Source organism: Streptomyces sp. NPDC001156, from assembly GCF_053598275.1.
In genome coordinates this window covers 1-24,099 of the sequence record NZ_JBSFJX010000120.1, presented here as the reverse complement: position 1 = coordinate 24,099, position 24,099 = coordinate 1, and the positions used below count along the sequence as shown (strand labels likewise).

Here is a 24,099-nt window from a genome sequence, read left to right as displayed (position 1 = left end):
CTCTACCGGGGGCGGCGCGAGAAGGTGTCTGCTCGCGCCCGACGGCCACGGGGGTGCCTCGCCGGCCCGATACGCGTGCCGCCGCCGCGTCAACGTGCCGTGGACGTGCTCAACCGCCTTCCTCGGAGACGGTGATGGCACCCACCGGACAGGCGCGCGCCGCCTCCCGCACCAGCGGGCCGGCGGACACGCGGCCGGCGGCTCTACCGGGGGCGGCGCGAGAAGGTGTCTGCTCGCGCCCGACGGCCACGGGGGTGCCTCGCCGGCCCGATACGCGTGCCGCCGCCGCGTCAACGCGCCGTGGACGTGCTCAACCGCCTTCCTCGGAGACGGTGATGGCACCCACCGGACAGGCGCGCGCGGCCTCCCGCACCAGCGGGTCGCCGCCGCCGTCCGCCTTGCCGGGCAGCAGTTCGCTGTAGCCGTCGTCGTCCTGGGTGAAGACGCCGGGCGCGGTGAGGGCGCACTGGCCCGCCCCGATGCAGACGTCCCTGTCGATGGAGATGGAGATGTCGCCGGTCATGGTCGCAGCCTCCTACCAGGTCACCGGGAGTTCCAGCATCCCCTGGATCGTGTCGCCCGGTTTGAACGGGATCTCCTCCGGCGGGGCGGCGAGGCGCAGACCGGGCAGCCGCTCGAAGAGGGCGCTGAGGGCGATCTCCAGCTCGGCCCGGGCCAGGTTCTGGCCGAGGCACTGGTGGATGCCGAACCCGAAGGCGACGTGGTGACGGGCCGGGCGGTGCCAGTCCAGGGTGTCGGGTTCGGGGAAGGCGGTGGAGTCCCGGTTGATGACGGATGTGGAGAACAGGACGCCCTCCTCGGCCCGGATGGTCGTCCCGTCGATCTCGATGTCCTCGGTGGCCACCCGCAGCAGCCCGTCGGCGATGGACAGGAAGCGCAGCAGTTCCTCCACGGCGGCGGAGATCAGTTCCGGGTCGGCGCGCAGCTGGGACAGCTGTTCCGGGTGACGCAGCAGGGTGAACGTACCGAGGGAGATCATGTTGGCCGTCGTCTCGTGCCCCGCGACCAGCAGGATCGTGGCCAGGGAGACCAGATCGGCCCGGTCCAGCGCACCCTCGCGCAGCTGCTCCTGGATCAGCTCGTCGAGCAGCCCGTCCCCCGGCTCCTCGCGCTTGTGGTCGATCAGCTCCCCGAGATAGGCGTCCAGCCGGTCGCGGGCGTCCTGGGTATCCTCAGCGGACGGTCCGCGCAGCAGCCGGCGGGACTGCTCCTCGAAGAAGTCGTGGTCGGCGTAGGGGACGCCGAGCAACGAGCAGATCACCATGGAGGGCAAGGGCAGCGCGAAGGCTCTGACCAGTTCGGCCGGCGGGCCCGCGGCCTCCATGGCCGACAGCAGCCGGCCGACCGTCTCCTCGATGCGCGGGCGCAAGGCGGTGGCCCGTTTCAGGGTGAAGCTGGAGACCAGCATGCGGCGCTGGACACGGTGCTCGGGGTCGTCCTTGCCGAGCAGCGCCACCCGGCGGTCCCGGGCCGCGGCGAACCGCGCGTTGGTCACCGGGAAGGCGGCGCGGGTCCGGTCGGAGGACAGGCGCGGGTCGGCCAGCAGGTCACGGGCGGTGGAGTGCCCTGTGACCACCCAGACGTCGCGGCCGTCGTAGAGCGTGACCCGGGTCAGCGGGCGCTTCTCGCGCAACCGGTCGTAGGCGGTCGGCGGGTGGTAGGGGCAGGTACGGTCCTGGGGGAACGCGACGGGTTCCGGCACGGTTATAGCGGGTTTCGTCATGAATGACCTCGCACGCGAAGATTCGCTGTTGCCGATCTTCATTAGATGCCCGAGGCATCTACACGGCCACCTGAAGTTCGGCCAGATGCGCCGGATGCCGTATATGGCCGAAGGATGTCGTCGGCCGCGCGGCGTCTCGCCTGCGGCGACAGCCCGGACGCGTCGCGCGCGCCGGCACCAGCCCATCGTAATTCGTTTGCCCGGGCATCCGCCTTCCCGCAGGATCTGCGCATGCCTACGCTCGAAGCCCTGCTGCCGCTGATGTCCGCCACCGCCCGTCGGGTGCCGGGCCGACAGCAGCCCTGCCGTCCGGGGAGGCTCGGGCTTCGCCGGTCGTGACCGGCGCGCTCGTCGCGGGGCTCGTCGCCGGCTACGGCATCGCCGTACCCGTCGGAGCCGTCGCGGCCTATCTGGTCTCCCTCACGGCCCGTACATCCCTGCGCACCGGCGCGTGCGCCGCACTCGGCGTCGCCACGGCGGACGGCCTCTACGCCCTGGTGGCGGCCGTCGGCGGAACCGCACTGGCCGCCCTGCTCCAGCCCGTCATGGCCCCGCTGCGCTGGGCGTCGGCCCTGGTCCTGGCCGCCCTCGCGGTGCGCGGTGCCGTCGCCGCCCTGGATCAGTACCGCTCCGCGGGGACCGCCACCGCCGGCCGCGCGGTGCCGCCCACGCCGAGGCGGGCGTATCTCGGGCTGCTCGGCATCACCCTGCTCAACCCGACCACCGTCGTCTACTTCGCCGCGCTGGTCCTCGGCAGCCGCGCCGAGGGCCCGGTCCGGCCGCTGGAGCAGGGCCTGTTCGTGCTCGCCGCGTTCGCCGCGTCCGCGAGCTGGCAGCTGACGCTGGCCGGAGGCGGCGCACTGCTGGGCCGCACGCTGACCGGTCGGCGCGGCCGGCTGGTCACGGCGTTCGTCTCCAGCGCGGTGATGGCGACGCTGGCGGTGCGGATGCTGGTGTGACCGGACTGACGGAAAGCAGCCCCACCACGCTGGCGATTCCTGGCCGGGGACCGTTCCGGACGACCGGCGCGGTCGTGTCGCGGACCCGTGCCACGGATGAAATGACGGGCGGCCGGTGTTGAATCTTGGAACGTGGGTCCCGGGGCCGGTCCGCGGCGACGGTGACCACGGACGTGACAGCAGTCGTAGCGACGATGGGACGGAAACCATGGCTCTTGAGGGCGAGTACGAACCGAGCCCTACGCACTGGGTGCGCGAGCAGGTCGAGTTGTACGAGAGCTCCGGTGGCACGGAGGGGACGACGCTCCGCGACACGGGCCTGCCGGTGATCATCCTCACCACCCTCGGCTCCAGGAGCGGGAAGATCCGCAAGACTCCGCTGATGCGCGTCGAGCACGACGGCCGGTACGCCGCCGTGGCCTCGCTCGGGGGCGCGCCCAAGCACCCCGTCTGGTATTTCAACGTCACGCAGCACCCCACCGTGGAGCTCCAGGACGGGCCCCGGCGCCAGGAGATGACGGCCCGTGAGGTCACGGGCGAGGAGAAGGCGCAGTGGTGGGAGCGGGCGGTCGCGGCGTTCCCGCCGTATGCCGACTACCAGAAGAAGACCGACCGTGAGATCCCCGTCTTCGTGCTGGAGCCGACCGGGAACTGAGCGCGCCGGATCCGGGGGCCGCACGGCTGCCGCCGTGCGGCCGCCGCGTTCGCGGGCCCGGCCTCAGGCGGGCAGCGACTGCTCGGCCCAGATCGTCTTCCCCTCGCCGGTCTGCCGGCTGCCCCAGCGCTGGGTGAGCTGGGCCACCAGCAGCAGTCCGCGGCCGCCCTCGTCGAAGGCGTGCGCGCGACGCAGATGCGGTGAGGTGGAACTGCCGTCGGACACCTCGCAGATCAGCGAGCCGTCGCGGATCAGCCGCAGCTGGATGGGCGGCCCGCCGTAGCGGATCGCGTTGGTCACCAGTTCGCTCACGACCAGCTCGGTGACGAACGTGACCTCAGCCAGGCCCCACTCGGCCAGCTGTTCGATGGCGTACTGCCGGGTGGTGGCGACCTCGGCCGGGTCCGGCGGGACGTCCCAGGTGGCCACCTGGTCCGCACCGAGGGCGCGGGTACGGGCGAGGAGCAGGGCCACGTCGTCGCCCGGCTCGTCCGGCAGCACCGACTTCACGACCTTGTCGCACAGGTCGTCGAGGGTGTCGCTGGAAGTCTCCAGTGCCCGGCACAGCTCGACCGCGCCGTCGTCCAGGTCGCGGTCGCTGCCCTCGATCAACCCGTTCGTGTACAGGGCGATCAGCGAGCCCTCCGGCAGCTCCAGCTGCGTCTCCTCGAAGGGCAGGCCACCGACACCCAGCGGCGGTCCCGCGGACATCGTGACCAGCCGGGCACCGCCGTCGGGCTCCCGTACGGCCGGCGGCGGGTGGCCCGCGGCGGCCAGGGCGAGGCGGCGCGAGATGGGATCGTAGACCGCGTACAGGCAGGTCGCGCCCATTTCACCGACCTCGTCGCCGCCCTCCGCCGCCGCCAGGTGCGCGACCAGGTCGTCGAGATGGGTGAGGAGCTCGTCGGGCGGCAGGTCGACGTCGGCCAGGGTGCGCACGGCGGTGCGCAGCCGGCCCATGGTGGCCGAGGAGCGGATGCCGTGCCCGACCACGTCGCCGACGACCAGGCCGACCCTCCCGCCGGACAGCGGAATCACGTCGAACCAGTCGCCCCCGATTCCGGCCTGCGAGCCGGACGGCAGGTAGCGGTGGGCCACGTCGAGTGCGGCCTGCTCGGACAGCCCGCGCGGCAGCAGGCTGTGCTGCAGGGCCAGTGCGGTCCCGCGCTCGCGTGCGAAGCGACGGGCGTTGTCGACGCTCACGGCCGCCCGGCTCGCCAGGTCCTCGGCGAGGACGGCGTCGTCGGCCGCGTACGGGTCCGGGTTGTGGATGCGCACGAACACCGCCACGCCCAGGGTGGTGCCGCGGGCCCTCAGCGGCACCGTCACCAGGGAGTGGGCGCCCCTTCGGGACGCGGGGTCGCCCATGGGCCGGGAGTTGCGCTCCTGCACCCAGTGGTCGAAGTCGGGTTCACCGGCCCTGCGCAGCACGGCCCGGGACTCCCGCAGTGCCCGTAGGGGCGGGGAGTAGGGCCCGTAGCTGTCGGTTCCGCCGAGCACGACGGCGGCTTCGGGTATGCCTTCGGTGACCGACCGGTGGGCGATCCGGCGCAACACGATCTCGGCGCGGTGGTCCCTTGGCGGTTCGTCCTTGTCGAGGACCCAGTCGAGCAGATCCACGCTGGCGAAGTCGGCGAACCTGGGGACCACCACCTCGAGCAGTTCCTCGGCCGTGCGACGCACGTCGAGCGTGGTGCCGATGGCGGTCGCGGCCTCGTTCAGCAGGACCAGGCGCCGGCGGGCCGAGTACTGCTCGCTGCTGTCCACGGCGGCCATGGCGACGGCGGCCACCTGGTCGGGAGCGGTGTGCACCGGCCACACGTAGACCATCCAGGCGTGCTCACGAGCCTCGGACGCGGAGCGCTTGTGGCTCTCGTAGTGCACGGGATGCCCGGTCTCGGCGACCTGGCGCAGACAGCAGTCGAAGCGTCGCTCGTTCACGTCGTAATCGTCCGCGCTGTAGGGGAAGTACCGCCCGGTGAGGCTGTCCGCGTCGAACCCCAGGAGCCCACCGGCCATGTCGTTGGCCCGCAGGTAACGCTGTTCCGTGTCGAACACGGACATCGCGATCGGCGCCTGCTGGAAGGCCCTGGCCACCAGGTCCGCGTCCCCCGTGCTGGGCGCGGTGGTGACCACGAAGCCCTGGGGGGAGCCGTCGGGACCGATCACGGGGTGGGCGGTCAGGCACAGCGGCAGAGGGTGACCGTCACGATGGCGCACCACCACGGTGCCGGTCACAACGGTCGGCGCCGAAGGCGGCACACCCTCGGCGAGCAGGTCCTGCGCAGCGCGCCCCACGACCTCCTCGGCCCTGTATCCCGTCAGCTGCCGAGCACCCTCGCTCCATCCCGTCACCGTGCCTCGGGCGTCGACGATCGCCGCAGCGGCGACTTGCTCCATGTCGTCCAGAATGATCCCTGCGATGCGTTGCCTCAACCCGGCGGCCGCGGCGACAGCGGCGCCCCGGGATGCCCGTTCGGGGCCGTGCGTACGGGCCGGGACGGGCGGCGCGCCGCCCCGGCGGACCCGGCTCACGCGCGACGGAAGGGCCACCGGGAGAGGGAGGCGTCACAGAAGAACGGCTCCGCTACCGACCGCGGGGTCCCGGGCGATCCGGCCCGACCCGCTCCAGGTGCAGTCGACGGGTTCAGCCCTTGGCGTGGCGGCGAGCCGACTCGTTCTCCTGGGCCAGGCGCCGCAGTGCCAGCAGCGCGGGCTCCAGGAGAACCGTCAGCAGCAGCGCACGCTCGACGACCTCCAAGGAGTCCTCGATGCCGTCGAGCTGATCGATGTCGAGGACGGCGGTCCGCTCCGCCAGCCGTGCGTACGGCACCAGGGCGCGCCGGTCCAGCGGGGCGCCGAGGTTCCTCAACGAGGTCAGGGTCTCGGCGAGGGCGGCCCTGGCCGGCGCCGCCTTGTGCACGTTCCATCCCAGTTCGTCGATCAGCGCGTCGACCTCGTCCTGCTCCGCGGTGCCCCCGGGGCCGTCGTCGGCCTGCTCCCCGGTCAGCCTGATCGAGCCGAGGGACAGGCCCAGCAGGCGGTGGATGTCGCCGGAGTGCTCCTCCAGGGCGCCCAGGACCTGGCGGGTGGCGCTCACGGACAGGCCCCGGACGCCGGTGAGCGCACGGATCAGACGCAGCCTGCGCAGGTGGTTCTCGTCGTACTCGGCCTGGGTCGCCGAGAGCTGGCGCCCCGGCGGCAGCAGGCCCTCGCGGAGGTAGTACTTGATCGTCGTGACGGAGACGCCACTGCTGCGGCTGAGGTCGGACATGCGCATCGGAACGGCTCCGCTCTGGTCATTGGATACCTCCACTGTCTAACATGGATAGTGGAGGTATCCAAAGGGTGTCTCCGAACTGACCCTGCCAGCGCTGCGCCTCTTTGCCCGCCGCGCGCACCGCGGTTTCCCCTCCCTGCCCGGAAGAAGGCCGTGCCGTGCCCACACTGCCCTGGACCACCGTCAACGCTCCCGCCCCGGACGCCGAGGCCCTGGTGATGGCCTCCCGCCTCGAAGTCCGTTCGTTTTCCGACGTACCTCGGTTCTTCCTGCGGTCTCTCGCCACGTGGAAGCAGGTCCGCAGCGCGCCCGGCGCGTACGGCGCCTCGCTGATCGCCGAGCCCCTCAAGCGCACGTTCTGGACCCTGTCGGCCTGGGAGGACAAGGAGGCCCTCTACAGGTACGCCAGGACCGAACCTCACCGGTCGGTCATGAGTGGACTGAGGTCCACCATGAGCCGCTCCGTCTTCACCTTCTGGCAGATCCCGGCCGCGGACCTGCCCCTCGACTGGGCGGAGGCACGACGCCGGCTGGCCGAGCAGGAGCGGGCGGACGCACAGCCCGCTGCCGAGAACACGACCGACTGACCCGAGTGCACCGGAACCTCTTCCAGGAGATCCCTGACATGACTCTGTCCGAACCGAACACGCTCGCGACGGGCCCGGCGGCCGGTCCCCTCGCGCCCTCGCCCGCGGGCCGGGCGGTGCCGCTGTGGCTCGCCATCGTCGCGTGCAGCGTGCCCATGTTCATGGTCGCGCTCGACAATCTGGTCGTCTCGACGGCACTGCACACCCTGGCGGTGGACCTGAAGGCGTCCACCGAGCAGCTTCAGTGGTTCGTCAACGCGTACGTGCTCAGCTTCGCCTGTCTGCTCATGACGGGCGCCGCGCTCGGTGACCGGTTCGGCCGCCGCCGCGTCTTCACCTTCGGCATCGTGCTGTTCACCCTCGCCTCCGCCGGCTGCGGTCTGGCGGACAGCAGCGGGCAGTTGATCACCTTCCGGGTGATCCAGGGCTTCGGTGCCGCGGCCGTCATGCCGCTGTCCCTGACCCTGCTCTCCCATGCCGTGCCCGAGCGGCTGCGCGGTCTTGCCCTGGGCCTGTGGTCCGGGATCAGCGGGCTCGCCGTCGCCATGGGGCCGGTGGTCGGCGGCGCCGTGGTCGACGGCCTCGACTGGCGGTGGATCTTCTGGATCAACGTGCCGGTCGGTGCCCTCGCGATACCGCTCGCGCTGCTGGCCCTACGTGAGAGTTCTCTGCCGGGCATCCGCCTCGACCTCGCCGGCATGCTCCTGGCCGCCGCCGGGCTGTGCGCGGTGGTGTGGGGCATCGTGCACGGAGAGACGGACGGCTGGACCTCGGCGCAGGTGCTCGGCGCATTCGCCGCCGGCGCGGTGCTGCTCGCCCTGTTCGTCGCCTGGGAGGCCCGGGTTCCGCAGCCGATGCTGCCGCTGTCCTTCTACCGGGTGCGGGCGTTCACCCTGACCAACGTCGTCTCCGCCGCCATGTACTTCGGCGTCTTCGGCTCCCTGTTCCTGCTCGCCCAGTTCCTGCAGATCGTGCCGCCGCGCACACCGCTGGAGGCCGGGGTGCGCACGCTCCCCTGGACGCTCATGCCGATGTTCGTCGCACCCGTCGCCGGTCTGCTGACCGACAAGGTCGGCGGCGGCCGGCTGATGGCGCTCGGCCTGTTCCTCCAGGGCGTCGGTCTTGGCTGGATCAACCTGGTCGCGGACACCACCACCGCCTACTCCTCGATGGTCGGCCCGATGATCGTGGCGGGCGTCGGCATGGGCCTGGTCTTCGCGCCCACCGCCTCGGTCGTCCTCGCCTCGGTCAACGGTCAGCACGCGGGCAAGGCGTCCGGCGCCAACACGACGGTCCGCGAGGTGGGCGGCGCCCTCGGCATCGCGGTGCTCAGCACGGTGTTCGTGGGCCACGGAAGCACCGCGTCACCGCGGGAGTTCGTGGACGGCCTGCATCCCGCGGTGTGGGTGGGCGTGTGCGTGGTCCTCGCGGGCGCCCTGTGCGCACTGGCCATTCCGCGCCGGCCGCGCCCCCTGGAATCGACCGGCGACTAGACGGGGCGGGCCACGTCGCGGACGTCGCGCCCGGGAGCCGCCGCGCACGTCCCGCTGCCCGGCTCGCTCCCCGGGCGGCTCCACGTGACCCGGCTCCCAGATTCCCCGAAACTCGTGCGCATGGTCCGTGCGCAGCCGGGCAGCCGCCCGTCAGGCCCCGCCGCGTTCCCCCGTCGCGGCGGGGCCGCCACTCTTCTTACGCCGGGCCGCACGGGTCGGGGCGTCCGTGATGTCGAGGAAGATCTGGTCGGCTTCCGGGACGGTGCGCATGATGGAGAGCTTGATGCGCACCGCGACGTCCTCGACTTCCTCGCTGTCCAGTCCGGGGACCAGATCGACTCGGGCGGCCAGCAGAATCGAGTCCAGGCCCAGCTGCATGGTGAGCAGTTCCTCCACGCTGTCGATCTCCTCCTGCTCCTCCAGCAGCGCATACATCCGGTCGCTCAGCTCCGGGTCCGCGGCCTGGCCGATCAACTGCTCGCGAGCGTCACGGCCGAGGCGGAAGGCCACATACACAAGGAGTGCGCCGATCGCGAGTGAGGCGGACGCCTCCCACACCACGTTCCCGGTGACCATGTGGAGGACCATCCCGGCGATCGCGAGCGCCACACCGAGCACCGCCGTGCTGTCCTCCGCGACGACCGTGCGCAGCGCCGGGTCCCGCAGTCCCTGCCGGGCCGTACCGCTCTGCCGGTGCACCTGGTGCAGTGCGCGCAACAGGGACACACCCTCGAACACCAGCGCCACCCCCAGCACCACGAGTCCGGCCACATACCCCTCATGGGACTCCTTGGCGCCGCCCTGCAGTGCCTCGAATCCCTGGAAGAAGGAGAAGCAGCCGCCCATCACGAAGATGCCGACAGCCGCGAGGAGCGACCAGAAGAACCGCTCCTTCCCGTAGCCGAAGGGATGACGCCGGTCCGCCGGGCGGCGGCTGCGACGCAGCGCGGCCAGCAGGAAGATCTCGTTCAGACTGTCCGCGACGGAGTGCGCCGCCTCGGACAGCAAGGCGGGAGAGCCTGCGAGCACGCCGCCGACGGCCTTGGCCACGGCGATCAGCAGATTCGCGGCCAGCGCGACCAGCACCGTGATACGCGTCCTGCGGTCCGAGGACCCCTCGTGCCGTGGCCGCCCGGGCTCCGGTGAACCGCCGCCCGAAGGCTCGCGCCCCGCTGTCGCCGTGTCTCGCTCCGCGTTCGATGATGTGCCGCTCACGTCGCCCGACTGCCCTCTTCGGGCTGCCTCACACGGTGTGCGGACGGAAAACGGGGAACCCGGCCTGCGTGGGGGTGCAAGCCCGCGTGAGGAGGGGTCATATGGTCGTCGGCAACCGCGCGTACGGGACGAAGGCGTTCAAGCGGTCCAGGAGCCACTTCGCCGACCGCATCACCGCGGACGGGCGCGACGGCTGGCCGGTGGCGGCCGGGCGGTACCGTCTGGTGATCAGCCGGGCCTGCCCCTGGGCGAGCCGGGCGGTGATCTCGCGGCGCCTGCTCGGCCTGGAGGACGCGCTCTCCCTGGCCATCGCCGATCCGATCCAGGACGACCGCAGTTGGCGCTTCACGCTCGATCCCGGCGGCCGCGATCCGGTCCTCGGCATCCGTTTCCTCGGCGAGGCCTACGACGCCCGGGAATCCGGCTATCCCGGCGGCGTCAGCGTGCCCGCGATCGTGGACGTGCCCACCAAGCGACTGGTCACCAATGACTTCCAGCAGATCACCCTCGACCTGGCCACCGAATGGACACGGTTCCACCGGGACGGGGCGCCCGACCTCTACCCGGAGGCGCTGCGCGACGAGATCGACGACGTGATGCGGGGCGTGTACGAAGATCTCAACAACGGGGTGTACCGCGCGGGTTTCGCCACGAACCAGAAGGAGTACGCGGAGGCGTACACCGCTGTGTTCGACCGGCTCGAGTGGCTCTCCGAGCGGCTGGCCGACCGGCGCTACCTGGTCGGCGACACCATCACCGAGGCGGACATCCGGCTGTTCACCACACTCGTACGTTTCGACGCCGTCTATCACGGCCACTTCAAGTGCAACCGCCGGAAACTATCGGAGGACTCGGTGCTTTGGGCGTACACACGGGATCTCTATCAAACGCCCGGTTTCGGGGACACCGTCGACTTCGACCACATCAAGCGGCACTACTACCTGGTCCACTCGGGCATCAACCCGACCGGCATCGTGCCGCTCGGGCCCGACCTCGCCGGCTGGCTCGCACCGCACGGCCGGGAGCAGTTGGGCGGCCGCCCGTTCGGGGACGGGACCCCGGCGGGACCAGTACGGGCCGACGAGGAGGTTCCGCTCGCCGGACGGCCCTGAGGGCACCGGCGGCAGCAGGGACCACAGACCGAGGATCACCGACAGCAGAGGAGAACTACGTGGCCAAGGGCTCGAAGGACAAGAAGGGGAAAGGGAAGCTTCCGCTCGTCTACCGGCCCGTCGGATTCGCCCTCGGCTGGGTGAGTGGCGCGCTGGCGGGGATCGCCTTCCGCAAGACCTGGAAGGCGATACGCCACGAGGACGACGCCCCCGACGCGCTGGACAGGGACCGCGGCTGGGGTGAGGTGCTGCTCGCCGCGGCGATCCAGGGCGCCCTCTTCGCGGTCGCCCGCAGCGTGGCGGACCGGGCGGGGGCGAAGGCGATCGAGCGGCAGACGGGCGTGTGGCCGGCCGCGGGCAACGGTGGCCGGGACTGACGCCACCGCTGGGCCTGGCCCGGCCCCACGGCGGCGGCCCCGTACTCGTTGTACGGGGCCGCCTCCGCACGTCGCCCACCGCGCTCCGAGCCCGGTCTAGCCCTGCTTCGGCGCCCGTGCCGGGGTCAGTCGCAGGGTGAAGGAGTGACCGGCGGGGTCCGCGCAACCGCGTTCCTCGAACGGCCCCGCCGCGTCCTTGGCCTCCAGCGGGCGGCCGCCCAGGCTGACCACTTTGCGCTCGGCCTCGTCGAGGTCCTCCACCAGGAAGTCGAGGTGGGCCTGAAGGGAGTTCTCGGGGCGGGGCCAGCTCGGCGGGGTCGCGTTGACGTCCCGGCGGAACGCCATCCGCATGCCGTCGGCGGTCCTGATGTCCACCCGGTTCGCGGTGGCGTCGGTCTCCTCGGCGTCGAGCAGTTCCTTGTAGAACACGGCGAGTTTCTCGGGCTCGGCGCAGTCCAGCACCACGACGCCCGCCACCACCAGTGCCATGTCTCCTCCGTGGGATCCAGGGCGGGCGGTGCCCCGCCCCCATATGTTCCCGGATAACCCCGTGCCCCCGATTCAGTCGGCCACGAGCCACTCGCCCTCGCGCATCAGGTCGCGTCCGGACAGCTCGTTGGCCTCGCGCCAGGCCTGGACGCGGCGGGGGGTGATCCTGAAGTAGAGGTACTCGGTGGTGAGTTCCCGCGGGTCGAAGCCGGTCTTCGCCGCGAAGGCGTCGCCGGCTCCCGGTGCCAGTTCCGCCGCCTCCAGCGCCTCGACGCCGCCCTCGATCATGATGACGTCCCGGGTCGGACCGATCCCCAGACGCACCGTGCCCGTCTCCCGCAGATTGCGCCCCGTGGGACTCGCGGCCGGGGTGGCGAAGAGCAGGCTGCGGCCGTCCCAGAGGTAGGAGAGCGGAACGAGATACGGGATTCCCCCGGCGGCGTCGGCGGTGGCGATCCAGGCGTCGACGTCGTGCTCCAGCCGGTGAAGGGTGTCGTGCTTGCGCTGCTTCGCGGTGCGGGCGGGCGGGTTCATCTCGGACGGGCCTCCTCAAGTCGGTGCTACGAATATGACGTACGGGAACCGGCTCATGTGACACATCTGCGAACGGGCGATCTTGGCCAGCGTGCCGCGTGAACTCCTGGTCCGCCAGCGGGGGTTCAGGGCCGGTTGCCGCTGCGACGCCTTCCCCCTGCTCCGGCCTGGCGCTCCCCCGGTCTCCGCGTGACGCACGGCACCCCCGAGACCCGCACTTCCGGGACACATGTCCAACTACAGTCTTCACGTGTCTCTCCTGGACACCTGTCCAGGAGATCGGCGAGCGAGCGGTGGGGGCTGATGACCATGGGAATCCTGGCGAACGTGCTGGTCGGGCTGGTGGCCGCCCTTCACGCATACATCCTGGTGATGGAGATGTTCCTGTGGGAGAAGAAGCCCGGGCGGGGGCTGCACGGCTTCGGGCCGGACATGGCCCGCGCCACGGCGCCGTTGGCCGCCAACCAAGGCCTGTACAACGGTTTTCTGGCGGCCGGTCTGGCCTGGGGCCTGATCGCCGGTGATCCGACCGGGTTCCGGGTGCGGGTCTTCTTCCTGGTGTGCGTAGTGATAGTGGGCGTGTTCGGGGCCGCCACCGCCAACCGGCGGATCCTGTTCGCCCAAGCTCTGCCCGGCGCCCTTGCCCTGGCCGCCGTGCTCGTCGCGAGGTGACCACAGTGCCGGCCGAGGACCCGAGGGCGGCCCGCACCCGTGCGCGACTGCGGGAGGCGCTCCTGAAGGAGTGCGCCGAGCGTCCGTTGGAGAAGGTCGGGGTGGCCGCGGTGGTGCGCCGGGCCGAGGTCGGACGCGCCACGTTCTACGTGCACTACGCGGACCTGGAGGCGCTGGCCGTCGACGCCTGCGCCGATGTCGTCAGGGAGGCGGTGGACGCGCTGCACGCCTGGCACGGCCGCCCCGACCCGGTGCACGCGCCTTCGGCGCTGCGGACCTTCTTCACGGTGCTCGTCCCACACGCCGCCCTCTATCGCTCCCTGCTCTCGCCCGGGGGCGGCGGGCCGCTCGGCGGGGTCCTGCACCGGGATCTGCGCGCCCGCAGCCTCGCCGAGCGCGAACGGGCGGGAGCCGCCGACGCGCCCTTGGTGGCGTCCGCCGTCGCCGCCGCTTTCGCGGGCGTGCTGGCGGACTGGCTGCACGGCCTCATCACGGCCACGCCGGATCAGATCGCCGATCAGTCATGGCAGTTGCTGGTGGCCCTGCACCGCAGCAGGTGATCCGTCGTCGTCAGCGGGCCGACCGCACCGACCTGCGGTGACGCGCCAAATGCCTTTCGCGAAAGATCAGTTGGGTCTGACGCTGTCCAACGCGGGGCAGGCGCCGACGTAGTCCGCCCACGCAATTCACAGGATGACGCGTCGGCAATTCGAAGACATATGTCAACCGAACATGCTCAAATTCAGTCCATCGAGGGTACCTTCACGGTGGGCCGAGGAGTCGGTTGGAGGCGATGTCGACGTGCAGCACGACCGCGCACCACTCAACCGGCATCTGCGTATCCACCGGAACCGGGGTCACCTGGTGCTCGAGTTCCACGGGGAGATCGATGTCCTCGCCGCGTTCGAGATCACGCCGTTCCTGGACTCCGCGACCGGCCGTCCGACGCCGCGCATCGTGATCGACCTGCGGCCGGTGGAGTTCTTCGACTGCTCCGGGCTTCGCCTGCTGTACCGGGCCCGGCGCCGCGTGCTCGCGCAGGGCGGCACGCTCCACCTGGTCTGCACCCAACCCCTGACGCTGCGCATCCTGCGGGTCACCGGCCTGGCGCAACTGCTGCCGCCGTCGTCGTCCGTGGAAGAGGCGCTCACCCAGTCGGAGGCCGCCGGGTCCCTGGAGGCCAACTGATCAGGCGACGCGACCGCGCCGAGGTCCGGGCCGTACGAGCAAAGGCGGCGGAACCCGTCCATCCGGGTCCTGCCGCCCCCGCTCGAGCGCGTGCGCTTCGAGGACGTCACATGGAACGGCGTCCGATACGGCGCAGAAGCAGGAAGCCCAGGATCACGAGCACACCACCGGCAGCGGCCGGCCACAGATGCGCGCCGGTCTCGGCCAGTCCGCCCGTGACCGCCTGCGGTTCGGTCTGCACCGGAGCGGACGGCGCCGCGCCACCGGCCGGTGTCTGGGAGCCGGACGGCTCCTGCGATTCGGCCGGCGCCGCGGTCGACGGGGCGTTGTCGCCCGCGGACGAGGGCTGCTCCGAGCCCGCTCCCTGCCCGGAGTTGTCCTTCGAGGCGCTCCGCGGCACGGCGGGCGTGTCGCTCTTGGCGGCCTTGGGGGTCGAGTAGACCTTCGGGGTGGGACCCCCGCCATGGTGGTGCGAGCCTCCGCCCGCCCCGCCGGCGGCGGGCGCACCGGTGTCCCCGTTGCCCGGCGCGCTGGTCTCGCCGTTGCCCGGGGTCCCGGCCGGGGGCTCACTTGTCTGGTCGCCGCCACCGGAGCCGGGGGCGTTGCTCGCGTCGCCTCCCGAGGAGGGTTCGGAGGTCGGGGTCTGCGTGGCCGGCGGCTGATCGCCTCCCCCGCCGCACTGGCGGCCGGTGTTGATGCAGTCGACCACCTGGTTCATCAGGTCGTCGGTCATGACGTTGATGAAGTCGTCGTGGTCCGTGATCGGCTTGTGCAGCTGCTCCGGGAACCCGTCCACCGCGTAGGCGTTCTTGACCTGGCCGTTCTCGATGGTCGGCTGCGGAACGTCGTACACCAGACGCATCGTCAGCTGCGGGATCGCTCTGAAGCCGTTCTGGCAGTTGCCGCCCGCGTCGGCGAAGGCCACGTGCGTGCGGTGGTTGGCGCTGTCGATGTTCTGGCCGTCCCAGCAGCTCTGGAAGGCGAACGACCGTACCACCTGGCTGCCCTGAGGACAGATCGCGTACTTGTCCGTCAGCTGCACCTTGTCCTCGAAACCGGTGCAGCTCCAGTGCGCGTTGGCGTTCCCCGGGCCGTTGGTGAAGGCCTTGGCGTCACCCGTGATGATCCGCAGGAACCGCGGCATGGCGACGACGTCGCTCGTCGGGCTGCCGACGAACTTGATGTCGGCCTCCTTGGCGACCAGGATCTTGCCGACGTTGCCTTCCTTGCCACCGCCGTCGTTGTTCTGGTCGAAGTCCTGCGTGCCGTCCTGCACACGCACCACCGGCCAGTAGTACGACGACTTGTCCTGCTGGTTCTCGCAGCTGGTCTGGGCCGCCGCGAACGTGTCGTTGGTGGCGAAGGCGTCGTTCGACTGGTTGCCGACGTAGTCGTGCAGATGGTGCGCGCCGTTCTTCACGCCGGGCGCCACGATCACGTTGTCGGTGTTGTGGTTGCCGTTGGCGTTCACGCCGCACTTGGTGACGAACTCACCGGTGGAGGCCCCGGACCGCGGCGCGGGCTTCTGGACGTTCGGCTGGACGGTGGTGATGTCCACGAAGTCCGAGGCGACGGGGCCGGCTGCCTGACCGCCGTTGCCCTGCTGCTGGCCGTTGTTCTGGCCGCCGTTGTTGCTCGGCTGCTGGCCGGCGGCACTCGGCTGTCCGCCTTCGCCCTGGCCAGCGGCGGGGGGCTGCGCCTGGTCGGCGGGCATCCCGGTACAGGCCGCCATGTCACCGATCGCGTCCGGGGCACTGGCGCCGGCCTGCTGGTACTCGCCCTTGATCCGGTCGATCACCGCGGCGCGATTGTCCTTGAGCGGGCCGAGGATCGCGTTCTGCACGTAGCCGGGGTCATCGGTCTGCGCCTGGCGCGTCGAGGCCAGCCGGGCGTAGGCGTCGGTGATCTGCTTGTCGAGGGTCGCCAGTTCGGTGTCGACCTTCGGCTTCGCGTCGCTCGGCACATCCGTCAGCTTCTCGCCGACGTCCGGGCAGTCGATGGTGACGGTGCCCGACTTCACCTGCTCGCCGCCGCTCTGGTTCGACGCCCCACCCCAGACCTCGCTCGCCGAGGCGTAGACATTCGCCGCTACCAGTCCCCCTCCGCCCAGCATCAGCGCGACCGCTGCAAAGGTCGTGCGCCGTGCGCCTGTTGGGCGTCTGCGCGAATTGCGTCTCACGGGAGTACTCCTACACGTCAGGCCGGGCCGGGAATGAAGAATCCCCCTCCCTGTACGCGGACCGTCGCGGCCGTGTTCAAACGCATCACCAATTCACAGCCGCCTCATAGGCACGTGAGCCCATCAGCCCTGTTCATGGGCGGCGCCGGCCGCTCGAAAATCTTGACGGCCCTTCCGCGCCCAGGCATCGGGGTCTCCTGGCGCGCCCCGCGCGCCTGACGCCGGACCGCCGCCCGCGCTCGGTCGGAGCGCTCAATCGGCCAACGCTGCGTTCCCGCAAGGGATATGGCGGGCACTCGGGGTTGGGAACCATTCGTTTTCGGATGTGTAGGAGCGCGCGTGGCTGTGCCGGAGCATGTACTGGTTCGTGGTGTTGTAGCGCACTCACCTCGTATGGCGGGCACTGATGTCAGTGCCCGCCCGTACCGTTCTTCCTGTTGCCGATCAAGCGTGTTGGAGGGAGTACATCGATGCGTGGTGAGTCGTTGCGCACGATCGCTGCTCCCTTCGTGGCCGTCGGCCCGTCGGGCGTGGCGATCCGCACCCGCCTGGGCCAGTTGAGCGCCGACGACCAGGAGGTGTTGCTCCTGGTGGGCGCGCATCTTGGCTCGCTGGCCTCAAGAGACCTCAAACACCGGTGCGCCGACGGCTTGGAGCACTCCTCGGATTCGTGGGCCGAGCGTAAGCGGGCCCTGACAGGGGAGTGTTCGTCGCGCTGGGCGGGGAGCATCACCAAGGCCACGCACGATCAGTGGGCGCATGCGCGGCGTGCCCAACTCGCGCATATCCACAGCCTTCAGGCGGGCGTGCGGACGATCGCGCACCGCCCGTCCCTTCCGATCGGGGAGAAGGGAAAGGGGCGGGCGCCCGGCGGCTACCGCAGCGCACTTGAGAAAAGGAGGACTGTCGACATGACGACGTCCACGAAGCAGGCGCCCGAAGAGACGCCCGTGAAGCGGCCGATGCCCGGCTGGGCCAAGGCGGTCATCGCTCTCGTCGCGGTGCTCGCGCTGCTGTTCGCCGGGCTGCGGCTGAGCGTGCTGCCGGGACTGCGCGACCTGTTCGGCACGGACACGCACGACCGGTCGGGGCCCGTGCTCCTGCAGTCCATCCAGGACATGAGCCGCTACGAGGCCGCCTCCGGCAACTTCCAGGTGGTCGTGGACCTGGAGAAGGACTCCAGGTTCCTGCCGTCGGCGATCCGCGGCACCCGCACCCTGTACGTGGGCGCGGGCACCGTGGACGCCTACGTCGACCTCGGCAAGGTGAGCCAACAGGACGTGACCGTCAACGACGACCGTACGTCCGCCACGCTCCGGCTCCCCCACGCGGCGCTGGGCAAACCCACCCTCGACCCCGACCGCTCGTACGCCGTCTCCAAACAGCGGGGCCTCCTGGACCGTATCGGCGACCTCTTCTCGGACAACCCCAACAGCGAACGTGCCGTGCAGAAACTGGCGGTCCAGCACATCGGCGAGGCGGCCAGGGAGAGCGAGCTCACGACCCGCGCCGAGGCGAACACCACCAGCATGCTCGACGGACTGCTGAAGTCGCTCGGCTTTGAGGAGGTGAAGGTGTCGTACGGCACCTGAGCGGCGGCCGCGCGCTCAACCGGACAGGACCCCGGGCAGAGCCAGCGCCCCGAGCAGGGCCGCGCCCGCCAGCACCCACGCCACATAGTCCCCGATGTGCCCGGACTGCAGGTGACGCAGCGGCAGCGTCCACCTCCGTTCTGCCAGGAGTTGGGGGCGGGTGACGGCGAGCGCGGCCAGCCCGGCGGCCAGAGCGGTGGAGGTCAGTCCCAGCAGGATGCCGGGCAGGCTCCAGTGGGGCGAGGCGAACGCCCCGCCGGAGCCCGCCTCGTTGACGGAGTGCGCCACGGACGTGGCGAGGCCCGGGGTCACCCCGACGGCGAGCGCCGCGGCGAGCAGCAGGGCGGGCACGGTGGTCATGGTGTCCGGGATCCGGCTCAGCCGCTGCGGGGTCTCGGGCTCCTCGCCGGTCCCCGTGGTCTCGTAGGGCTCCGCGCCCCGTGGTCGTGGCCCGAGCCCGAAGAAGACACGCGCGGCGACCCGCAGCACCGCGCCCCCCGTCACCGCGGACACCGCCACGTAGAACACGGTCAGCGGCGCGCCCACCGCCTCCTCGACGGCCGCCTTGCCGAGGGAGGTGCCGAACGGCGGCAGACCGGCGAGTGCCAGTCCGCCGATCACGTACATCGCCGCGACCCCGCGCAGCCGGCGGGCGCGGCCGTGCAGCGCGTGCTCGTCCACCGAGCCGAACCGGTCGAGCAGGACACCGGTACAGGCGAACAGGGCGGCCTTCACGCCCGCATGGCCGAGGAGGTACAGGGCGACCCCGTCGTCCGCCTCGGGCGAGAGAGTCCCGATGCCGACGAGGAACAGTCCCATGTGGGCGACCGTCGAGCAGGCGAGCAGCCGCTTCACATGCCGTTGGTACCAGCACATGAGGGCGCCCACCACGCCGGTCAGGATGCCGAGCACGAACAGGGCCCGCTCCAGGTCGGCCGCCGGGATCCCGCCGGGTCCGGAGAAGACGGTGCCGTACACGCGCCAGACCCCGTACACGCCCATTTCGACCATCACACCCGACAGCAGCATGCATACCGGGGTGGGTGCGACGGCGTGCGCGTCGGGCAGCCAGAAGTGGAACGGCACGGCGGCGGCCTTGACCAGCAGTCCGGTCAGGACGAGGACGAAGGCGGCGAGGGTCAGCGCGTCGGGCCCGCCGTGGGCGTCGAGTCCCCGTCCGATCTGGGTCATGGCGAGTTCGCCGGTCCGTGCGTAGAGCAGCGCGATGCCCATGAGCATGGCGTACGCGCCCAGAGAGTTGATCACGCCGAAGGTCAGCGCCCCCTGCACGGCCTTGGCCTCCTCGACCCGGTGGCCGGTCAGGGCGTATGCGGAGGCTCCCATCAACTCGAAGAAGACGAAGGCGTTGAACAGGTCGCCCGTGATCGAGAAGCCGCACATGCCGCCGAGGAAGAGCAGCATGAGGGCGGGGAAGGAACCGGCGTGCCGGCGTGGCGGTTCGTCAAAGTAGTGCCAGGAGTAGGCGAGGGCGGCCAGGGTCAGTACGGCGGCGAGGGCGGCCATACCGAGCCCGGTGCCGTTGCCGACGAGGACGATGCCGACGCTCTCGCCGTTCACGGGTGTCCAGGCACTGACCCATTCGACGAGCGGCGGCGAGGAGTTGAGACACAGCCAGACAGCCAGGCCTGCGGTGCCGGCCGCGACGGCGCACGCGGTACTTTCGGCCACGGCACGCGGCAGTCGGCGCCCGCAGACGACAAGCAGGGCGGCGCCGAGCAGCGGAACGGCGACGAGAAGCGGCAGCAGGTGGTTCATCAGCCGCGCAGCTCCCGCAGTTCGTCCGGGTCGACGGTGCCGTGGCGTTTGGAGATCTGCATCACGAGGGCGAGCAGCAGGGCGGTGACCGTGGCGCCGACCACGACGTCGGTCAGGGTGAGGGCCTGCACGACCGGGTCCACGACGGGCCGTGAGCCCGGCTTGATGTCGGAGTAGACGGGCGCGGTGGCGCCGTGGCGGTACCCGACCGCCAGCAGAAGGACATAGGTGGCGGACTGGCAGACGGCGAGGCAGCCGACCGCGTGGATCAGATTGCGGCTGGTCGCGAGGCCGTGGCAACCGGTCAGAAAGATCCAGACGGCCACGATATACGGCAGTACGATCATCGTTTCGCGTCCTCTTGCTCGATCTCGACGGCCTGGTCCAGGAACCGCGCGAGCAGGACGACGACCGCGCAGGCGACTTCCATGCCGATGGCGGCGTTCAGCAGCGGCACGGTGCCACCGGAAGAGAGGGTGTTCAATGTGCCGTACGGCAGCAGGGTGTTGGCGAGGAAGGCCGTGCCCGCGAGCAGGCCGGCCAGCCCGGTGACCAGATAGCCGCAGGCGGCGAGCGCGTCACCGACCTCGTACAGGCCGAGCGGCCGGACGCGCTCCAGGGCACGGTAGTCGGCGCCCAGGTAGAGCAGGTGCAGGGCGGTCGCGACGACCACTCCGCCCTGGAAGCCGCCGCCGGGGCTGAGCTGGCCGTGGGCGACCACATACAGGCCGCAGACCACGGCGACGGGCAGGATGACGAGCGCGTAGCGGCGGACCGGGAGCGCGACCTCCTCGGGCTCGGGCTTCGCGCGTTTCTCGTCACGGGTCTGGCGGAGCAGGACGACCGTGCCGAGGACCGAGGCGAAGAGGATGCTCATCTCGCCGAGCGTGTCGAAGGCACGCTGGTCGAAGTTGACGGAGGCGATGGTGTTGGCCGTACGCCGGGACAGGGAGGCGCGGACGGCCCGTTCGCCGTACGGGTGCCAGGTGCCGCCGAAGCCGGGCAGGTCGAGGCACGCGGCGACGAGCAGGGCCGCCAGCCCGGCGGAGGCGACGGCCAGGAGGACGAGCCGCGCGCGCCGCGTCACCGCGCCTTCCCCTTCCCGCCCTTCTCCTTCCGCCTGACCTTGCGCACGGACAGCAGCAGCAGAAGCGGGGTCAGGGCGGAGCCCACGGCGAGCTGGGAGAGGGCCACGTCCGGTGCCTGTGCCACCGTGAACAGCAGGGCGAGGGCGACACCGAGCACCGACAGGACGAGAGCCTGACGGACGGGGTCGCGGACGGCGACGGCCGCGGTCGCCGAGGCGGCGACCAGCAGCAGGACCACGACGATCAGCGGGTCATCCACGGCGACTCCCGGCGTATCCGCCCGACAGGGCCCGCGAGGCGACGAGATTGCCGCCGATCAGCAACGCCCCGACGACCAGCAGTTTGACCATGGCCCTCCCCGGCCCGGTGACGGCGCAAAGGATCAGGACGACCACCGCTCCGTAAGCCGCGACGGCGAGGGTGACGGCCTGGGCGTGCGGGGGGTCCTCGGCCAGGTCGTCGGCGAGCAACCGGGCGAAGACCAGGGTGCCGACCGGGCCGAGGAGCGCGAGGAGGAGAGCGAGGTCCACGTACGCCGGGCGGGCGAAGCCCTGGGCGAGCAGGAGCAGTCCGGGGCAGGCGACCGCGCTGGACAGGTTCTGCGCGACGACCCGGCGGCGCAGCGGTCCGGTGGCGACGCCCCACACCGTGGCGCCGACGCCCAGTGCGAGGACGATGGTGGCCGTCAGGATCCAGCCGTTCACCAGGCGCCCACCGCCCGTCGTGCGGCCCGTGCGGCGAAGGCGGCGACGAGTGCAGAGGACGCCCCGACGATCCATTCCAGAGTGTCGACGGTGCTGATGAGAACCAGCCAGAGCACGGTGAGACCGGCCCACCAGCCGAGGACTTCGAGCCCCGCCCGGAGCGTCGTACGCGCGTTCATGCACCACCTCCGTCCACCGCCACCCAGGGGAATGTCCGGTATGTCATCCAAGCACCGCACCCGGCTCGCGAAGTGACGGCGCGCGAGCGGCTGCAGCCCGTAGTGCCCCGCGCGTGGGAATGGAAACCGGCGGCGGCACATCTGGCCGACCTGCTCCGGGGGCCCGCGGGCCGCAGCGTCAGCACCGGCATCGCGGGTAAGCGCCCTTACCGACGGCGAAGTTGACGGCGGGAGAGTGGGATGGCACGCACGGCGTCGGGCGCGCGGACCGGGAAGTCCGGCCACAGCAAGGCAACGACGGCCCCACCGGAGCGCAGGCCGCTGCCGCTCCCCCTCCGGCTGCTGGTCATGGCACTGGCCTTCGCGGCGATGGTGGCGTTCGCCGCGGCACTGGCCCGGACGACGCTGGAGCCGTCGCCCGCCTCCCGGGCACTCGTCCACAGCAACCTGCGGCCGGGCGACTCCCTGCGCATCTATCTGGACCAGCCCGCGACCCGGGACGCCGTCAAGCAGATCGGCGGCAACCTCCTGCTCGGCGTGCCGTTCGGTATCCTCCTGCCGGTGCTCGCGCCCGGGACCCGGCGCCTTGTGCACGTCGGGCTCATCACCGCGGTCGTCATGCTGATGGTCGAGCTGGTCCAGGGTGCGGTCGTCACCGGGCGCGCGTTCGACATCGACGACGTCATCCTCAACACCACGGGCGCACTGCTCGGTTACCTGGTCCTGGGGCGGCGCCTGGGACGCGCGGTGCATGCGCGCAAGCGCCGTCGGACGTGACGCGGTGGTCCGCGCTCCGCGCGCGGCAAGGGCTCAACTATTGGTCCGTACCAGGGCCTTGACGCTCCCTTATTTCATCTCTTGAATCAAGAAGCGAATCAACGCCCCACGGAACCCTGCGGCGCGGCCGGCGCTCCCGGCCGTGCCCACACCCCCCACCTCAGTCGGCCCACCCGTGTCCGGGCGGCCGTACGGAAGGGAGCGTCATGCACTCCCCGCGCCTGCTCCGCAGATGTCTACTCGCCGCATTCTCCGCGGTGCTCGCCGCCTCGGCCTTCACCGGCCCCGCCCACGCGGCCCCGAAGGCGGCGGACGCGACCGTCTTCTCCGACACCTTCGACGGCCCCGCCGGGTCCGCCGTCGACTCCTCCAAGTGGCAGATCGAGACCGGCGACAACGTCAACAACCATGAGCGGCAGTACTACACGTCGGGCAACAAGAACGCGGCGCTGGACGGCCAGGGCCATCTGGTGATCACGGCCCGCCGTGAGAACCCGGCGGGCTACCAGTGCTGGTACGGCACCTGCCAGTACACCTCGGCCCGGCTGAACACCTCAGGGAAGTTCACCGCGCAGTACGGCCACGTCGAGGCCCGGATGAAGATCCCGCGCGGGCAGGGCATGTGGCCCGCGTTCTGGATGCTCGGGACACCGGTCAACTGGCCGGACTCGGGCGAGATCGACATCATGGAGAACGTCGGCTACGAGCCCTCGACCGTCCACGGCACCATCCACGGGCCCGGCTACTCGGGCTCCGGCGGGATAGGCGCCCCGTACTCGCTGCCGGGCGGCCAGGCCTTCGCGGACGCGTTCCACACCTTCGCCGTGGACTGGGCTCCGGACTCGATCACCTGGTCCGTGGACGGAAATGTCTACCAGCGGCGAACCCCGGCCGATCTCGGCGGGAAGACCTGGGTGTTCAACAAGCCGTTCTTCCTGATCCTCAACCTCGCCGTCGGCGGGTACTGGCCGGGCGACCCCGACGGCTCGACCGTGTTCCCCCAGCAACTCGTGGTGGACTCGGTGTCGGTGACGACCAGCAACAGCTCCGGCGGTACTGGTGGCGCCATCACCGGGCTCGCGGGCAAGTGCGTGGACGTGGCGGGGGCGAATCCCGCCAACGGCACAGCGGTCCAGCTCTACGACTGCAACGGCACCGCCGCCCAGAAGTGGACGGTGGGCTCGGACGGCACCCTGCGGGCGCTCGGCAAGTGCCTTGACGTCGTGAACAACGGCACCGCGGACGGCTCCAAGGTCCAGTTGTGGGACTGCACCGGCGGACCGAACCAGAAGTGGACGGTGACCGCCGCCCACGACATCGTGAACCCCCAGGCGAACAAGTGCCTGGACGTCACGGAAAACAACTCCGCCAACGGCACGCGGCTCCAGATCTGGTCGTGTTCCGGTGGCGCCAACCAGAAGTGGACGGTCGGCTGACCGACCGCCACCACCGCCGGCCGTCGACCGCTCCGTCGGCCCCCCCCCCACCCGGGGCGCGCG

Annotated in this window: 26 protein-coding genes; 12 read left to right on the top strand and 14 right to left on the bottom strand. The window is 71.1% G+C overall.

Annotated elements, in window-relative coordinates; translation table 11 throughout:
- Positions 1 to 310: 310 nt before the first annotated feature.
- Both ACWDA7_RS35655 and ACWDA7_RS35650 read right to left on the bottom strand, forming a co-directional pair.
- Positions 311 to 511 (bottom strand): ferredoxin, encoded by a 201-nt coding sequence (locus tag ACWDA7_RS35655; protein WP_359400943.1) that lies wholly within the window; start codon positions 509 to 511, stop codon positions 311 to 313.
- Between the two features lie 24 nt (positions 512 to 535).
- Positions 536 to 1,744: a cytochrome P450 gene (locus tag ACWDA7_RS35650; RefSeq protein ID WP_450609914.1), complete on the bottom strand. Its 1,209-nt coding sequence runs from the start codon at positions 1,742 to 1,744 to the stop codon at positions 536 to 538.
- A 335-nt stretch (positions 1,745 to 2,079) separates the two neighbouring features.
- On the opposite strand from ACWDA7_RS35650, the gene ACWDA7_RS35645 reads away from it, so the two are divergent.
- Both ACWDA7_RS35645 and ACWDA7_RS35640 read left to right on the top strand, forming a co-directional pair.
- Entirely contained in the window at positions 2,080 to 2,703 is a 624-nt protein-coding gene (locus ACWDA7_RS35645) for a LysE/ArgO family amino acid transporter (protein WP_450609913.1), read from the top strand.
- 208 nt (positions 2,704 to 2,911) lie between these two features.
- Entirely contained in the window at positions 2,912 to 3,358 is a 447-nt protein-coding gene (locus tag ACWDA7_RS35640) for a nitroreductase family deazaflavin-dependent oxidoreductase (RefSeq protein ID WP_450609911.1), read from the top strand.
- Positions 3,359 to 3,421: 63 nt separating this feature from the next.
- Here the strand turns inward: ACWDA7_RS35640 and ACWDA7_RS35635 are convergent, their stop codons facing one another.
- Together ACWDA7_RS35635 and ACWDA7_RS35630 are read right to left on the bottom strand one after the other, a co-directional pair.
- Positions 3,422 to 5,758 (bottom strand): SpoIIE family protein phosphatase, encoded by a 2,337-nt coding sequence (locus tag ACWDA7_RS35635; protein WP_450609909.1) that lies wholly within the window; start codon positions 5,756 to 5,758, stop codon positions 3,422 to 3,424.
- A 247-nt stretch (positions 5,759 to 6,005) separates the two neighbouring features.
- Positions 6,006 to 6,638 carry a MerR family transcriptional regulator gene (locus tag ACWDA7_RS35630; protein ID WP_450609907.1) on the bottom strand — a complete coding sequence of 211 codons (633 nt, stop codon included), beginning with the start codon at positions 6,636 to 6,638 and terminating at the stop codon, positions 6,006 to 6,008.
- Between the two features lie 158 nt (positions 6,639 to 6,796).
- Between ACWDA7_RS35630 and ACWDA7_RS35625 the strand changes: the two genes are divergently transcribed.
- Positions 6,797 to 7,225, top strand: a complete 429-nt coding sequence (locus tag ACWDA7_RS35625; RefSeq protein ID WP_450609905.1) for a DUF3291 domain-containing protein — start codon at positions 6,797 to 6,799, stop codon at positions 7,223 to 7,225.
- A gap of 38 nt (positions 7,226 to 7,263) precedes the next feature.
- On the top strand, positions 7,264 to 8,718 hold the full coding sequence (locus tag ACWDA7_RS35620) for an MFS transporter (RefSeq protein ID WP_450609903.1): 1,455 nt from the start codon (positions 7,264 to 7,266) through the stop codon (positions 8,716 to 8,718).
- A gap of 150 nt (positions 8,719 to 8,868) precedes the next feature.
- On the opposite strand, the gene ACWDA7_RS35615 is transcribed toward ACWDA7_RS35620, so the two are convergent.
- Positions 8,869 to 9,933, bottom strand: a complete 1,065-nt coding sequence (locus ACWDA7_RS35615) for a cation diffusion facilitator family transporter (RefSeq protein ID WP_450609901.1) — start codon at positions 9,931 to 9,933, stop codon at positions 8,869 to 8,871.
- Positions 9,934 to 10,034: 101 nt separating this feature from the next.
- Between ACWDA7_RS35615 and ACWDA7_RS35610 the strand changes: the two genes are divergently transcribed.
- Both ACWDA7_RS35610 and ACWDA7_RS35605 read left to right on the top strand, forming a co-directional pair.
- Entirely contained in the window at positions 10,035 to 11,045 is a 1,011-nt protein-coding gene (locus tag ACWDA7_RS35610; protein WP_450609899.1) for a glutathione S-transferase family protein, read from the top strand.
- Positions 11,046 to 11,104: 59 nt separating this feature from the next.
- Positions 11,105 to 11,422, top strand: a complete 318-nt coding sequence (locus ACWDA7_RS35605) for a DUF4235 domain-containing protein (protein ID WP_450609897.1) — start codon at positions 11,105 to 11,107, stop codon at positions 11,420 to 11,422.
- Between the two features lie 96 nt (positions 11,423 to 11,518).
- Here the strand turns inward: ACWDA7_RS35605 and ACWDA7_RS35600 are convergent, their stop codons facing one another.
- Together ACWDA7_RS35600 and ACWDA7_RS35595 are read right to left on the bottom strand one after the other, a co-directional pair.
- Positions 11,519 to 11,911: a VOC family protein gene (locus tag ACWDA7_RS35600; protein ID WP_359409728.1), complete on the bottom strand. Its 393-nt coding sequence runs from the start codon at positions 11,909 to 11,911 to the stop codon at positions 11,519 to 11,521.
- A gap of 72 nt (positions 11,912 to 11,983) precedes the next feature.
- Positions 11,984 to 12,445, bottom strand: coding sequence for a pyridoxamine 5'-phosphate oxidase family protein (locus ACWDA7_RS35595; protein ID WP_450609895.1), 462 nt, complete (start codon positions 12,443 to 12,445; stop codon positions 11,984 to 11,986).
- A gap of 309 nt (positions 12,446 to 12,754) precedes the next feature.
- Between ACWDA7_RS35595 and ACWDA7_RS35590 the strand changes: the two genes are divergently transcribed.
- The 3 genes from ACWDA7_RS35590 to ACWDA7_RS35580 all read left to right on the top strand — a co-directional run bounded on the left by ACWDA7_RS35590 (position 12,755) and on the right by ACWDA7_RS35580 (position 14,305).
- Complete coding sequence (locus tag ACWDA7_RS35590) at positions 12,755 to 13,117, top strand: DUF1304 domain-containing protein (RefSeq protein WP_450609917.1); 363 nt, start codon at positions 12,755 to 12,757, stop codon at positions 13,115 to 13,117.
- Positions 13,114 to 13,677, top strand: a complete 564-nt coding sequence (locus tag ACWDA7_RS35585) for a TetR/AcrR family transcriptional regulator (RefSeq protein WP_450609893.1) — start codon at positions 13,114 to 13,116, stop codon at positions 13,675 to 13,677. Before ACWDA7_RS35590 ends, ACWDA7_RS35585 begins: the two co-directional genes overlap by 4 nt.
- A gap of 241 nt (positions 13,678 to 13,918) precedes the next feature.
- The gene (locus tag ACWDA7_RS35580; RefSeq protein WP_432924607.1) at positions 13,919 to 14,305 is read left to right on the top strand and encodes an anti-sigma factor antagonist; all 387 of its coding nucleotides are present in this window, start codon (positions 13,919 to 13,921) and stop codon (positions 14,303 to 14,305) included.
- Between the two features lie 106 nt (positions 14,306 to 14,411).
- Here the strand turns inward: ACWDA7_RS35580 and ACWDA7_RS35575 are convergent, their stop codons facing one another.
- Positions 14,412 to 16,484 (bottom strand): DUF1996 domain-containing protein, encoded by a 2,073-nt coding sequence (locus ACWDA7_RS35575; RefSeq protein WP_450609890.1) that lies wholly within the window; start codon positions 16,482 to 16,484, stop codon positions 14,412 to 14,414.
- 911 nt (positions 16,485 to 17,395) lie between these two features.
- On the opposite strand from ACWDA7_RS35575, the gene ACWDA7_RS35570 reads away from it, so the two are divergent.
- Positions 17,396 to 18,076: a DUF4230 domain-containing protein gene (locus ACWDA7_RS35570; RefSeq protein ID WP_450609915.1), complete on the top strand. Its 681-nt coding sequence runs from the start codon at positions 17,396 to 17,398 to the stop codon at positions 18,074 to 18,076.
- A gap of 15 nt (positions 18,077 to 18,091) precedes the next feature.
- On the opposite strand, the gene ACWDA7_RS35565 is transcribed toward ACWDA7_RS35570, so the two are convergent.
- Genes ACWDA7_RS35565 through ACWDA7_RS35540 form a run of 6 tightly spaced genes read right to left on the bottom strand, consistent with a single transcriptional unit; the run spans position 18,092 to position 21,823 of the window.
- Positions 18,092 to 19,852, bottom strand: coding sequence for a complex I subunit 5 family protein (locus ACWDA7_RS35565; protein ID WP_450609889.1), 1,761 nt, complete (start codon positions 19,850 to 19,852; stop codon positions 18,092 to 18,094).
- Entirely contained in the window at positions 19,852 to 20,199 is a 348-nt protein-coding gene (locus tag ACWDA7_RS35560; protein WP_450609887.1) for a sodium:proton antiporter, read from the bottom strand. The genes ACWDA7_RS35565 and ACWDA7_RS35560 overlap by 1 nt, the downstream gene beginning before the upstream one ends.
- Positions 20,196 to 20,939 carry an MnhB domain-containing protein gene (locus tag ACWDA7_RS35555; protein WP_450609885.1) on the bottom strand — a complete coding sequence of 248 codons (744 nt, stop codon included), beginning with the start codon at positions 20,937 to 20,939 and terminating at the stop codon, positions 20,196 to 20,198. Before ACWDA7_RS35555 ends, ACWDA7_RS35560 begins: the two co-directional genes overlap by 4 nt.
- Positions 20,936 to 21,199: a Na(+)/H(+) antiporter subunit B gene (locus ACWDA7_RS35550; RefSeq protein WP_450609884.1), complete on the bottom strand. Its 264-nt coding sequence runs from the start codon at positions 21,197 to 21,199 to the stop codon at positions 20,936 to 20,938. The genes ACWDA7_RS35555 and ACWDA7_RS35550 overlap by 4 nt, the downstream gene beginning before the upstream one ends.
- Positions 21,192 to 21,644, bottom strand: a complete 453-nt coding sequence (locus ACWDA7_RS35545) for a monovalent cation/H+ antiporter complex subunit F (RefSeq protein WP_450609883.1) — start codon at positions 21,642 to 21,644, stop codon at positions 21,192 to 21,194. The genes ACWDA7_RS35550 and ACWDA7_RS35545 overlap by 8 nt, the downstream gene beginning before the upstream one ends.
- Complete coding sequence (locus ACWDA7_RS35540; protein WP_450609881.1) at positions 21,641 to 21,823, bottom strand: hypothetical protein; 183 nt, start codon at positions 21,821 to 21,823, stop codon at positions 21,641 to 21,643. Before ACWDA7_RS35540 ends, ACWDA7_RS35545 begins: the two co-directional genes overlap by 4 nt.
- A gap of 240 nt (positions 21,824 to 22,063) precedes the next feature.
- On the opposite strand from ACWDA7_RS35540, the gene ACWDA7_RS35535 reads away from it, so the two are divergent.
- Complete coding sequence (locus ACWDA7_RS35535) at positions 22,064 to 22,600, top strand: VanZ family protein (protein ID WP_450609879.1); 537 nt, start codon at positions 22,064 to 22,066, stop codon at positions 22,598 to 22,600.
- Between the two features lie 206 nt (positions 22,601 to 22,806).
- Positions 22,807 to 24,036, top strand: a complete 1,230-nt coding sequence (locus tag ACWDA7_RS35530) for a lectin (protein ID WP_450609877.1) — start codon at positions 22,807 to 22,809, stop codon at positions 24,034 to 24,036.
- Positions 24,037 to 24,099 lie beyond the last annotated feature (63 nt).